The sequence below is a fragment of the Solimonas sp. K1W22B-7 genome, assembly GCF_003428335.1.
Lineage (GTDB): Bacteria > Pseudomonadota > Gammaproteobacteria > Nevskiales > Nevskiaceae > Solimonas_A.
In genome coordinates this window covers 2,163,555-2,176,241 of sequence record NZ_CP031704.1, presented here as the reverse complement: position 1 = coordinate 2,176,241, position 12,687 = coordinate 2,163,555, and the positions used below count along the sequence as shown (strand labels likewise).

At 65.9% G+C, this 12,687-nt stretch carries 9 protein-coding genes; all 9 read right to left on the bottom strand.

What is annotated here, in order from left to right:
• Positions 1-16: 16 nt before the first annotated feature.
• Positions 17-445 (bottom strand): hypothetical protein, encoded by a 429-nt coding sequence (locus D0B54_RS09975; protein WP_205527315.1) that lies wholly within the window; start codon positions 443-445, stop codon positions 17-19.
• Between the two features lie 103 nt (positions 446-548).
• Positions 549-1,277: a hypothetical protein gene (locus D0B54_RS09970; protein WP_162932329.1), complete on the bottom strand. Its 729-nt coding sequence runs from the start codon at positions 1,275-1,277 to the stop codon at positions 549-551.
• Positions 1,278-1,318: 41 nt separating this feature from the next.
• Positions 1,319-2,845, bottom strand: coding sequence for a hypothetical protein (locus D0B54_RS09965; RefSeq protein WP_162932328.1), 1,527 nt, complete (start codon positions 2,843-2,845; stop codon positions 1,319-1,321).
• Between the two features lie 757 nt (positions 2,846-3,602).
• The gene (kdsA, locus tag D0B54_RS09960) at positions 3,603-4,439 is read right to left on the bottom strand and encodes a 3-deoxy-8-phosphooctulonate synthase (protein ID WP_117291181.1); all 837 of its coding nucleotides are present in this window, start codon (positions 4,437-4,439) and stop codon (positions 3,603-3,605) included.
• 7 nt (positions 4,440-4,446) lie between these two features.
• The gene (locus D0B54_RS09955; RefSeq protein ID WP_117295151.1) at positions 4,447-6,132 is read right to left on the bottom strand and encodes a CTP synthase; all 1,686 of its coding nucleotides are present in this window, start codon (positions 6,130-6,132) and stop codon (positions 4,447-4,449) included.
• A 53-nt stretch (positions 6,133-6,185) separates the two neighbouring features.
• Positions 6,186-7,484 carry a tRNA lysidine(34) synthetase TilS gene (gene tilS / locus D0B54_RS09950; RefSeq protein ID WP_117291180.1) on the bottom strand — a complete coding sequence of 433 codons (1,299 nt, stop codon included), beginning with the start codon at positions 7,482-7,484 and terminating at the stop codon, positions 6,186-6,188.
• Between the two features lie 7 nt (positions 7,485-7,491).
• The gene (locus tag D0B54_RS09945) at positions 7,492-8,454 is read right to left on the bottom strand and encodes an acetyl-CoA carboxylase carboxyltransferase subunit alpha (protein ID WP_117291179.1); all 963 of its coding nucleotides are present in this window, start codon (positions 8,452-8,454) and stop codon (positions 7,492-7,494) included.
• Between the two features lie 6 nt (positions 8,455-8,460).
• On the bottom strand, positions 8,461-12,066 hold the full coding sequence (gene dnaE / locus D0B54_RS09940; RefSeq protein WP_117291178.1) for a DNA polymerase III subunit alpha: 3,606 nt from the start codon (positions 12,064-12,066) through the stop codon (positions 8,461-8,463).
• Positions 12,063-12,680, bottom strand: a complete 618-nt coding sequence (locus D0B54_RS09935; RefSeq protein WP_117291177.1) for a ribonuclease HII — start codon at positions 12,678-12,680, stop codon at positions 12,063-12,065. The genes dnaE and D0B54_RS09935 overlap by 4 nt, the downstream gene beginning before the upstream one ends.
• Positions 12,681-12,687 lie beyond the last annotated feature (7 nt).

Below are 12,687 nucleotides of genomic sequence, written 5' to 3'. Positions count from 1 at the left end.
GCGATCGCACAAGCCATCAGCGCCCTCTCTCCAGTCTCGTCCTGGCCGCGTGCAGCAGCCCCCGCGAGTAGAGCTGGTGAAAGCCCAGCAAGGCGCTGAATCCGGAACCCAAGGGATTGCTGCCCGCCCTTGCACCCCTGGCGGGAACGATGGCGGATCCGAAGTACAGGCGCGTGGCCATCACTCCCGGAGTGGGTGCAGGCGCCACCATGAGCCATGACCTCGTACGTCCGGCGGCCAGGATCAGCTGATCTTCGTCCCGCTTCTCGACCTGCCAGGCAGCGAAGGAATCGCGCTGCCCCAGGGCCAGTTCCCGGGCCTGACGATCCGTCGAGGGCTTCAGCAGCACCAGGGACAGGATGAGCCGCTCGGTCTTGAACAGGGCCGTGGTGTAGAAGGCTTCCACGTACTGCGCATGCGACACGGCCTGGGCGATCTCCGTCACGAAGCAGTCCGTATAGCTGCCGCCTAGCCGGTGGGCATCCAGAAGTGTTCCGGCCGGAACCGCACATGCTGTGATCGAGGACATCTGATTGCCTCAGTTTCCGCTAGAGCGCGGAGTCCAGGGACACCTTGCCGGTATCCAGGTCGATCTTCTGAAAACGGAATTTTCCGTCGGCAGTATAGAAAATGAGCGCCACGGCTCCCTTGTCATCAACCTGCGTACCGTCGATGCTCTCGACGAGGGTTCCCGTGCGATGCAGCGGCTTGCCGGCCGGCCCCGATACGGCGATTTCCTTCAGGTCGCTGCCGGTCAGTTTCCCATCGCCATTGCTGTCCTTCTCCACCAGTGCATAGGCGGACGCCCGCGCAGGCCTGGGATTGTCCCTGTACTCATCGTCAGGCATCCGGTACCGGTCCACGATGAGGCCCTTGTACCCGGGAATCAGCCAATAGGACTTGCTGGTTTCCATGTCGAAGTAGAGTTCGTTCTGGACCGCCTGGGTTTCTTTCGATCCCGACCCATAGGCGAACTCCTGCTCGACGTACAGGGTGGCGCGCAGCAGTGGAGTGCCGTCGATGCGCGAGAACTCCGAGAGCGACGCCTTCGTGTTGTCGATCTCCTGTCCGGCAACGGCCATGACGTTGGACGCGTGCCGGGTACCCGTCAGGTCCGCTACCAGCATGTACAGGGCGAACAGAAGCACGCTCACGGCCAGAAGGCCGGCGACGAAGATGATGAGCGCGTTGGCACGCCACAGCCAATTGAAGAATCGTCGGCCTTTCATGATTTCCTCATGCATTTCAAGTCCGAGGGTAGCCGGAAGGAAGGACATCCGCCTTTCGTGACAGACGGGTCACCACCCGCTCTACGATGCTATGGGACGATGGCCTCCGTCCAGGAAAGGCCGTTGTTGCTGGACTCGGAAATGCTGGTGAGCATGGCATCGCTGGGCGATACGAAAATGGTGCCGCCCGGAACCACATACCATTTGCCCTGCGGCACCCGCGAAGACTCTGTCCAGGTAGCGCCTCCATCCAGGGAGATCTTGATCTTGCCTACCGGCGCGTCACCGGAAACGTAGTTCACCGCCGATTGGGCATCCCGGAAAATCTCGACCGATTTCGATGGAAAGACCGTCGGCAGGTAGCTGGTCATGTTCTCGGGCAGAGACATCCAGTTCAATCCCTCGTCGAACGAATAGATCTGCTTGAAATTCCAGCCTCTCACCCCCGCGCTCAGGATTCCGCCGGCAGTGGGCGCAAGGACTCCGGCAATCCGGTCGACCGCTATCGGCCGGACAGCGCCTGTCTCGAAATTGATGTTGACCACGACATCCTGCTTCAGGTCCTCGATGCCGATGGTGATCGAGCCCGGATGCTTTACCACACTCAGCCGCGGCCTTTGTACCTTGGGATAGGGAGACTCCAGCTTGACCGAGTACAACTCCTTCCAGACCCCGGATTCCAGTCCTGGTGCACTGTAGGCACGGAGCATCAGTTCCTCGTCCTGCAGCAGCAACACCCACGCACTACCCGCAGGATTGTGATGCAGGGATACGATGCTGCCTGCCGGCAGGGGTGCGTTTATCCGACGGACTTCATTGTTGCCGACGATGGCCAGCAGGTTTGATTCACCACCGACGACGAATTTCGCAGCATCGACTGCGCCCGGATACGTCGCGATCGCATAGACATCTTCGATCCCGGCGACACGCTTGCGTTTCCATGTACGCGCACTCTCCCTGACCAGCACGGTGCCCATCCGGCTCGCGGCCACCACCTGGCCGTTCTGCAATTCGCAGACATCGAAAATACCGGCCGCATGCTGAAGCGCGTAGGCCAGGATGTCCGCGCTCTTGGGGTCCGGGCGATCCCACGCCCCACTTGCAGTCCCTGCCGCCGCGACCTGGGCCGGATTGCCGGTAGTGGCTTCGTCGATTCGCGCAATCGCCACCGCCTTGAACTGGATGACGACCAGGAGCGTGCCCAGATCGCTGGTCTGCCCGGCCCTGACCCGGAACGTTCCAAGGCGATCGGCGCCACCCTTCAGGTCCACGAACTGGCTGGTGCGATCATCCACCAGCCTGCTGACCTTGTAGCCACCTTCCGGAAGGATTCCAGACAGCCGGACCGCCCCCATGACCGCCCCGCGGGTGTAGGGCCCACCTACGCGAACCAGGGCAAACTTTCGACCGGAAGAAACCGCCGCCCCGCTATCATCGACTTGCGTCACCTCGATGCTGCTCCATGACGCGACCTGCCCCGTATTCGCTGCAAGCGAGACTCGTACGATTCCTTCGTCCGCACTCATCGGACGCTCCCCCACCCGTGAAGCCGGCGTGGCGCAGCCTGCCAGCAGCATGAGCCAGAACAACTCGAGCATGACCATGCAGCGAAGCATGGAGAACCCCCTGGGCTTCATCCGATGCGACGCGCTATTCGCCAGATACATGAGTGTCGGCTCCCTCTGCTTGGATGGTTGTTGTCAATGCGTTCATGAGCCCGGGGCAAACACCGTCACCGCAGACTCGGCCACGGCAACGCGCAGTCCGGTTTTGCTGGAGAAACCCGCCCTGCGGCCGCGATACTCGCCCGGCTCGCAGCACCGATGCTGCCGTGTCCCAGAACCATTCCGCAACATGACGATACCGTCAGGTCATCGAGGCGAGGGGATGGACCAGACCGGGAAATGGTAAGCGCAGCCCGCAGGTCGGGACGGCGCGAGCGATGCGGGCCGCAACCCCGCGGCTTCCTACCCGGCCAGGAAACATTTCCGGTCAGACACGGCCAAAGCGGCGAAATACCTTCTCGACTCGCAGTGTCAAAGCTTGCCTCTGTTCACGGGCGACCAGCGCAGGAGTAAAGCCTTCCGCCAAAAGTACGGCATCAACGAACTCGGCGACGCTGCCGGGTGGATCGCTGCACAGCCGATTCTGAATCTCCGGAGGCAAGCAATAGCCTAGATCTACGCAAAGCGTTTCCAGCAAGTAACCAACATCCCTGGGTGTCACTTCCGTTTACCTTTTCGGACCGTGCTACAGCGCAGCAGCGCATCTACAACCTTGCGTTTCGCCGGACTGGGGACAACATTGCGCGCCCCAATAAGCAAAAACCCCTCTCCCGAAGGAAGAAGGGTTTCGTGGCCTCTTGAAAGCCTCTTAAGCGCCGAGCTGTTTCTCGAGCAGCCCGCTCTTCTTCACCAGCCGGTCCAGTTCCACCAGCGTCTCCAGCAGGTTGCCGATGAGATTCAGCGGCAGCGAGTTGGGGCCGTCGCAGAGGGCGGAGTCGGGGTCGGGGTGGGTTTCCAGGAACAGGCCGGAAACGCCGGCGCCGATGGCGGCGCGGGCCAGCACGGGGATCATTTCGCGCATGCCGCCGGAAGCGTTGCCCTGCCCGCCCGGCAGCTGCACGGTGTGCGTGCCGTCGAACACCACGGGCGCGTACTTGCGCATGATGGCCAGGCCGCGCATGTCGGCGACCAGGTTGTTGTAGCCGAAGCTGAAGCCGCGCTCGCAGAGCATGAACTGGTGCGGGGCGACGGCGGTCATCTTCTCGATGACGTTGCCCATCTCCCAGGGCGACATGAACTGGCCCTTCTTCACGTTGATCGGCCGGCCGGTCCTGGCGACGCTCTGCATGAAGTTGGTCTGGCGGCAGAGGAAGGCCGGGGTCTGGATCACGTCGATCACCGAGGCGACCTCGCCCAGCGGCGTGTCCTCGTGCACGTCGGTCAGCACCGGCACGCCGATCTGCTTCTTGACCTCTTCCATGATCTTCAGGCCGCCTTCGAGGCCCGGGCCGCGGTAGCTCTTGTGCGAGCTGCGGTTGGCCTTGTCGAAGCTGCCCTTGAAGATGTACAGGATGCCGAGCTTGTCTGCGATCGGCTTGATGTGGCCGGCGACTTCCAGCGCCAGGTCCTGCGATTCCAGGGTGTCCGGGCCGGCAATCAGGAACAGCGGCTGTTCAAGGCCAATCTCGCGTCCGCAGAGTTTCATAGGGTTCTTACGCTACCTTGGCAGGACTGACAGCGGACTGGCTCGACTGATTCGCCAGGTGATGTTCGCGCGCGGCGCGGATGAACCCTTCGAACAGCGGGTGGCCATCGCGCGGCGTGGAGGTGAATTCCGGGTGGAACTGGCAGGCCACGAAGAACGGGTGGCTGGGCAGCTCGACCATCTCGACCAGCTCGTTCTCGGCCGACTCGGCCACCAGCTCCAGGCCGTTCTCGGACAGGACCTGCTTGTAGTTGTTGTTGAACTCGTAGCGGTGGCGGTGGCGCTCCGAGATGATCTCGGCGTTGTACAGCGCGCGCGACCTGGAACCGGCCTTGAGGCGGCAGGACTGCACGCCCAGGCGCATGGTGCCGCCCTTGCCGGTCTGGCTGCTGCGCTGGTGCACCGAGCCGGTGGCATCGCGCCACTCGGTGATCAGGCCGATCACCGGGTGCGGGGTATGCGGGTTGAACTCGGTGGAATGCGCGCTGCCGAGGTTGCAGACGTTGCGCGCGAACTCGATCACCGCCACCTGCATGCCCAGGCAGATGCCCAGGTACGGAATGTTGTTCTCGCGGGCGTAGCGCGCGGCGGCGATCTTGCCTTCCACGCCACGCTCGCCGAAGCCGCCCGGCACCAGGACTGCGTCCATGCCCTGCAGGATGCGCACGCCCTGGGTCTCGATCGCCTCGGACTCGATGTAGCGGATCTTGACGCGCGTCGCAGTGTGCAGGCCGGCATGGGCCAGCGCTTCGTTCAGCGACTTGTAGGCGTCGGCCAGGTCGACGTACTTGCCGACCATGGCGACCTGCACGTCGAGATCGGTCTTGCCGCGTGCTTCCACCAGCCAGTCCCAGGCCGAGAGGTCGGGCTTGCGCAGTTCCAGGCCGAAGTGCTCCACCACCAGCTGGTCCAGGCCCTGCTGGTTGAGCCAGGCCGGGATCTTGTAGATGTCGTCGAGATCGATCGCGGCGATGACGGCCTGGTAGGGCACGTTGGTGAACAGCGCGATCTTGCGGCGCTCGGTGTCCGGCAGCGGACGCTCGGAACGGCACAGCAGCACGTCAGGCTGGATACCGATGCCGCGCAGTTCCTTCACCGAATGCTGCGTCGGCTTGGTCTTGAGCTCGCCGGAGGCCTTGACGTAGGGCACCAGCGTCAGGTGCATGTACAGGGCGTTCTTGCGGCCCAGTTCATGCCCCATCTGGCGGATCGCCTCGATGAAGGGCAGCGACTCGATGTCGCCCACCGTGCCGCCGATCTCGACGATGCAGATATCGCAGCCGGCCGCGCCCTTGCGGATGCCCTGCTGGATTTCGTCGGTGATGTGCGGGATCACCTGCACCGTCTTGCCCAGGTAGTCGCCGCGGCGCTCTTTCTCGAGCACGTTGCGGTAGACCTGGCCGGTGGTCAGGTTGGAGTAGCGCGTGGTCTTGCCGCGCAGGAAGCGCTCGTAGTGCCCCAGGTCGAGGTCGGTCTCGGCGCCGTCTTCGGTGACGAAGACCTCGCCGTGCTGGAACGGGCTCATGGTGCCCGCATCGACGTTGATGTAGGGGTCGAGCTTGATCATGTGGACCTTGAGTCCACGCGATTCGAGGATCGCACCGAGGCTGGCGGCGGCGATGCCTTTGCCAAGCGAGGACACCACGCCTCCGGTAACAAAAATGAATCGCGTCTGCTGCGGCGCGTCGGGCATGGGGATCATCAGGCAGGGAGTTTGAGGGATTTTACAGGCTGCCCCTCCCCCTCTCAATGTTTCGGCTGACAAAGTTCTGCGGGAACACCGGGAAGTTCGTGCTGCCAGGTGAATTCCGGTGATTTTTCGGCGCGCCAGAAGCCGGCCACCGCGAGCAGTTCCTTGCCCGCGTAAACCAGGGGCGTACGCTGCCGGATCCAGACCGGAATCCCGGCTTCCTGGAACAGGTTTTTGAGGCTGCGCCGGTGTTTGCTGCCAACGGGGCGCAATTCCTCGCCACCGGCGCTAAATCGCACGATCAACGGCCTGGTGGGCGCGCGCGGCAGCTGCAGCCGGCCGCAGCCGGCGGGCAGTGCCAGCTCGCGGCGGCGCGGCGGCCAGGCCAGATCCACGCCTTTGGGCGCGGGCGGCAGGGCCGGCAGCAGGTAGAGGACGTCGCGGTAGCGCCGCAGTTCGGCGCCGTCATGGGGCAGCCGGGGCGTGGCATCCGGGCGGGCCGCCAGCAGTTCCCGCTCCAGGCGCTCCAGCAGGGCAGCCGGCGGCGGCAAGCGCCCCGCCCGCTCCAGCCAGTGGCGCAACAGGTTGTTGCGCCGGGCGGCCGACAGCTCGCGCAGCACCCGGATCGACAGCCCGCCGGCCACATCGGCGATCTGCAGGTCGATCTGCGCCAGCTCGGCCAGCAGGCCCTTGGCCTCGGCGGCATGGCGCGAGTAGCGCGCCAGGCTCTCGGCGGCCTGGGGCCAGCGCTGCTGCAGCCGCGGCATGACCTCCCGGCGCAGCCAGGAACGGGCGTAGGCCGGGTCGCGGTTGTGGGGGTCTTCCACCCATTCCAGCCCCTGCCGGTGGGCGTGTTCGCGCAGGGCGTGGCGCGGCAGGTCCAGCAGGGGACGCCACAGCCAGCCAGGGCCGAAGGCAGTCAGCGGCTGCATGCCCGCCATGCCGGCCACGCCGGTGCCGCGCAACAGGCGCAGCAGCAGGGTTTCGGCCTGGTCGTCGCGGTGGTGGGCGGTCACCAGGCAGTCGCCCGGAGCCATCAGGGCCCCAAGGGCCTGGTAGCGCGCCTCGCGCGCCGCCGCCTCGGTGCCGCCGGGGTGGCGGCGGTCCACGGTGACGGATTCCAGGCTCAGGGGCACGCCGAGCCGGCGACAGACGCGGCGGCAATGTGCCGGCCAGTCGGCGGCGGCGGCCTGCAGGCCGTGGTGGACGTGTACCGCACGCAGGCGCCGCCCCAGGCCGGCCTGGGACAGCAGCTGCAGCAGGACGGTGGAGTCGCAGCCGCCGCTGAAGGCCACCCAGACCCGCGCCGCCTTCGGCAGCTGCGGCAAGGGAGGCAGCTGCAGCGCGGCGCTCATGCCCCGGTCAGTTGATGGTGTCGTGCGCGCCGTAGGACATCAGGCGCTGGTAGCGGTTGGACAGCAGCTGCGGCAGCGGCGTGTGGCGCAGGCGCTCGAGGTTGGCGATGAGCTTCTGCTTGAGCGTGTTCATCATCGCCGCCGGATCGCGGTGGGCACCGCCCAGCGGTTCGCTGACGATCTCGTCCACCAGCTTGTGCTGGAACAGGTCGCGCGAGGTGATGCGCATGGCCTCGGCGGCCTCCGGGGCGCGGCCGGCATCCTTGAACAGGATGGAGGCGCAGCCCTCGGGCGAAATCACCGAGTAGATGCTGTACTGGAGCATCATCACGTGGTCGGCCACGCCGATCGCCAGCGCGCCGCCGGAACCGCCCTCGCCCGTCACGGTGGCCAGCACCGGGGTGCGCAGGCGCGACAGTTCGAACAGGTTGCGGGCAATGGCTTCGGACTGGTTGCGTTCCTCGGCACCGATGCCCGGGTAGGCGCCGGGGGTGTCGATGAAGGTCAGCACCGGCAGGTTGAACTTCTCGGCCAGCTTCATGATGCGCAGGGCCTTGCGGTAGCCCTCGGGCTTGGGCATGCCGAAGTTGCGGTAGACACGCTCCTTGGCGTCGCGGCCCTTCTGCTGGCCGATGACGCAGACCGCACGGCCTTCCAGGCGGGCGACGCCGCTGACGATGCTCGGATCGTCGGCGTAGTGGCGGTCACCGTGCAGCTCTTCCCACTCGGTGAAGATGGACTTGATGTAGTCCAGCGCATAGGGGCGCTGCGGGTGGCGCGCCAGCTGCGCCACCTGCCAGGGCGTCAGGTTGGCGAAGATCTGCTCGGTGAGCTCACGGCTCTTGACGTCCAGCCGCGCGATCTCCTCGGTGAGGTTCACGCCGCTGCCGGAGGTGGCGAAGCGCAGCTCTTCGATCTTCTGCTGCAGTTCCGCGATGGGTTGTTCGAAATCGAGGTAGTTCAGGTTCATGAGCGTCTATTCGTCGTCTCCGCCACCCCCGCCGGAGAAAGCGCGGTCAAAGCGGCGCTCGGTCGCGGGGGGCACATATCGCTTGTACGTCACTTTAACGCAGTCCGGGCCGGCAATCTGCTGGATTGCGGTCAGGCAGGGCTCGTCCAGGCGCAGTTTCCAGTCGGGCGCCGGGTCCAGGACACAGGTCTGCCGGCCGTTGCGGTAGTGCACGACCATTCCGACAGTGCCTTTCATATACGGTTTGAGGGCCTTGTGCATCACCTGCACGTCGGCGGCCGGCTTGCCCCATTCCAGGGCCAGCCTCACCGGGTAGTCGCGCATGATGTCCGACAGCGAGAAGAACTCGGGACGATACATGCGCGGCTCGGACTCGCGCCCCTCCCGTGGAGGAGAGGCACCGATCTCGGCGATGACGAACACCAGGCCATCGAGCTTCACCACCGGCTGCAGGCGCGGCCAGGTGTCCACGTCGATCCAGGTGGACAGTTGTGCCGTCTGGTCGTCGAAGGTGATCTTGTAGCTGGCCCGGCCGCCCTTGCCGTCGGCGGACTTGTCGCCCTTGAAGAAGCGCACGTCCACCACCCAGGCCGCGAACATGACCTTCTGGCGCGGCTGGAACTGGACCTTGCCGTCGGCGCCGACCAGCGGCGGCTTGCCGTGCTGGTCGATCAGCGGACGCATGCGCTCGGTGCAGACCTGCTCGACGATCTCGCGGTAGGCGTCGATCGGGTGGCCGGAGAGGTAGAAGCCCAGGGTGTCGCGCTCGTGCGCCAGCTTCTCGCGCTTGAGCCAGTCCTGCACCTGCTCGGGCGGCTCGATGCGCTCGGCCGGGGCCGAGCTGCTGCCGCCGAGGCCGAACAGGTCGACCTGGCCGCTGTCGGCCGACTGCGCCGCCTTTTCCGCCAGGCCCAGGGCCTTGGGCAGCGACGCCAGCAGCGACGGCCGGTTGAGGCCGAAGCCGTCCAGCGCGCCGGAATAGATCAGCGCTTCCAGCACGCGCTTGTTGGCCTTCTTCAGGTCGATGCGGCGGCAGAAGTCGAACAGGTCCTTGAAGGGTCCCTTGGCCTCGCGCTCGGCGATGATGCCCTCCAGCGCCGACTCGCCCACGCCCTTGATCGCGCCCAGTCCGTAGAGCACCTGCCGGTCGCCCGGCACGGTGAAGCGGTAGAAGCTGCGGTTGATGTCGGGCGGGATCATCTCCAGGCGCATGCGCAGGCATTCGTCGCGCATCAGCACGACGGCGTCGGTGTGCTGCATTTCACAGGACAGCACCGCCGCCATGAACTCGGCGGGGTAATGCGCCTTGAGCCAGGCGGTGTGATAGCTCACCAGCGCGTAAGCGGCCGCGTGCGACTTGTTGAAGCCGTAGTCGGCGAACTTCGCCATCAGGTCGAAGACCTTGCTGGCGACTTCGCCGTCGATCCCGCGACCGGTGGCACCGGTGGTGAATATCTCGCGCTGCTTCTCCATCTCGGCGCGGATCTTCTTGCCCATCGCGCGCCGCAGCAGGTCGGCGCCACCCAGCGTGTAGCCGGCCAGGCGCTGCGACATCTGCATGACCTGTTCCTGGTACACGAAGATGCCGTAGGTCGGCTGCAGCACCAGCTCCATCTCCGGATGCAGATACTCGATCTTGCTGGTGTCGCGCTTGTTCTCGCAGAACGTCGGGATGTTCTCCATCGGGCCCGGGCGGTACAGCGACACCAGGGCGATGATGTCCTCGAAGCAGTCGGGCTTCAGATCGCGGCTGGCTTTCTGCATGCCCGGAGATTCCATCTGGAACACCGCCGAGGACTCGCCGCTCTGGTAGATCCTGCGGAAGGTTTCCTGGTCGTCGAGCGGCAGGGCCAGCATGTCCAGCTGCCGGCCGTGCTGGCGCACGATCGTATCGACCGCCTCCTGGATCACGGTCAGTGTCTTCAGGCCGAGGAAGTCGAACTTCACCAGGCCCACGACCTCGAGATCCTTCATGTCGAACTGCGTGCGCATGCCGCCGCCGCCCGGTTCGCAGAACAGCGGCGCGTAGTCGGTCAGCGCCTTGGGCGCGATGACCACGCCGCCGGCATGCACGCCGACGCCGCGCGTGGTGCCTTCCAGCGCCAGGCCCAGGTCCATCACCGCGCGCACTTCCTCGTCGGTGTCGTACAGGCCCTTGAGCTCCGGCACGGTATCCAGCGCATCCACCAGGGTGGCGCCCGGCGTGCCCGGCACCAGCTTGGAGATGCGGTCGCCGAAACCGTAGCCGTGGCCCAGCACGCGCGCCACGTCGCGGATCACGCCGCGCGCCGCCATGGTGGCGTAGGTGATGATCTGGCCGACGTGCGGACGCCCGTACTTGTGCGTGACGTACTCGATCACGCGGTCGCGGTTGTCCATGCAGAAGTCGACGTCGAAGTCGGGCATGGACACGCGTTCCGGGTTGAGGAAGCGTTCGAACAGCAGGTTGTAGGGCAGCGGATCCAGGTCGGTGATGCGCGTGGCATAGGCCACCAGCGAGCCGGCGCCCGAGCCGCGTCCCGGCCCCACCGGGCAGCCGTTGGCCTTGGCCCACTGGATGAAGTCGGCCACCACCAGGAAGTAGCCGGCGAAACCCATCTTCTCGATGATGCCCAGCTCGTAGTCGAGCCGCTGCCAGTACTCGTCCTCGGGCTTGTCCAGGACGATCTCGGTGAAGCGCCGCTTCAGACCATCCTGCGAAACCTGCCGCAGCCAGGTATTGGTGTCGTGCCCTTCCGGCACCGGAAAGTTCGGCAGGTGGTAAGGCGGCGCGAACTTCAGCGTCAGCGTGCAGCGCCGCGCGATGTTCAGCGTGTTCTCGATCGCCTCCGGGATGTCGGCGAACAGCGCATGCATCTCCTCGGCAGACTTGAGGTACTGCTCCGGCGTGTAGTCGCGCGGACGCTTGTCGTCGCCCAGCACGCGACCCTGCGCGATGCAGACGCGTGCCTCGTGCGCATTGAATTCCTCGCGCGCCAGGAAGCGCACGTCGTTGGTCGCCACCACCGGCACCTGCAGGTGCCGCGACAGGGCACAGGCGGCCTGCACCCAGTCCTCGTCGCCGGGCCGCTGGCAGCGGCTGATCTCCAGGTAGCAGCGCTGCGGGTAGATCGCCACCAGGTCGGACAGCGCGCTTTTCGCGGCTTCCACCTGGTCGGAGGCGGCAGCGCGGAAGGTACTGCCGTCGCGCCCGGTCAGCGCGATCAGGCCCTCGGCATGCGGGCCCAGCCATTCGCGCTTGACCAGCGGCATGCCGCGCGCCTGGCCGTCGGTATAGGCCAGCGAGATCAGCTTGGTGAGGTTGCGATAACCCGTGTCGTTCTGCACCAGCAGGGTGAGGCGTTCGGGCGCCTCGCCCGCTGCTCGCTCCTCCAGGCGGATGTCGGCGCCGATCACCGGCTTGACGCCGACGCCCTCGGCCGCCTTGTAGAACTTCACCATCGCGAACAGGTTGCTGATGTCCGTGACGGCGATGGCCGGGAACTTCAGTTCCGCGGCGCGCGAGGTCAGCGTGGCGCCGACACCGCCGCCCTTGCGCTTGGGCGGCTCGACGCGCACCACGCCGTCGGTCAGCGAAAACTCGGTGTGCAGGCGCAGGTGCACGAAGCTCATGCCGGCTGCCCCGCGAACAGGTCGGGCTGCGCACAGGGCGCGAAACCCATGCGGTGCATGCTGCTGGGACCCTGGCGGCGCAGCGCCGCCAGATGCTCCGGTGTGCCATAGCCCTTGTGCTTCGCAAAGCCGTAGCCGGGGAACTCGGCGTCGAGCCGCTGCATCTCGCGGTCGCGCGCCACCTTGGCCAGGATCGACGCCGCCATGATCGGCGAGTGGATGGCATCGCCTTCCACCACCGCCTCGGCGCTGCAGGGCAGCATCGGCGGCAAACGGTTCCCATCGATCAGGCAGTGCTGCGCCGCCGGGCTGAGCCTCTCCACCGCGCGCCGCATCGCCAGCATCGAGGCATGCAGGATGTTGAGACGTTCGATCTCCTCGACCTCGGCGCGGGCGATGGCGAAAGCCACGGCGCGGCGCTGGATCAGGTCGAACAGGCTTTCGCGCTGCAGCGCGCTGAGCTGCTTGGAGTCATCCAGGCCGCGGATGCCATGGCCCGTGTCCAGGATCACCGCCGCCGCATACACCGGGCCGGCCAGGCAACCGCGCCCGGCTTCGTCGACACCGGCGACGAAAGACTGGGTATAGGTCGAAATGGCGATCCGGCGCGGCATCGACGAA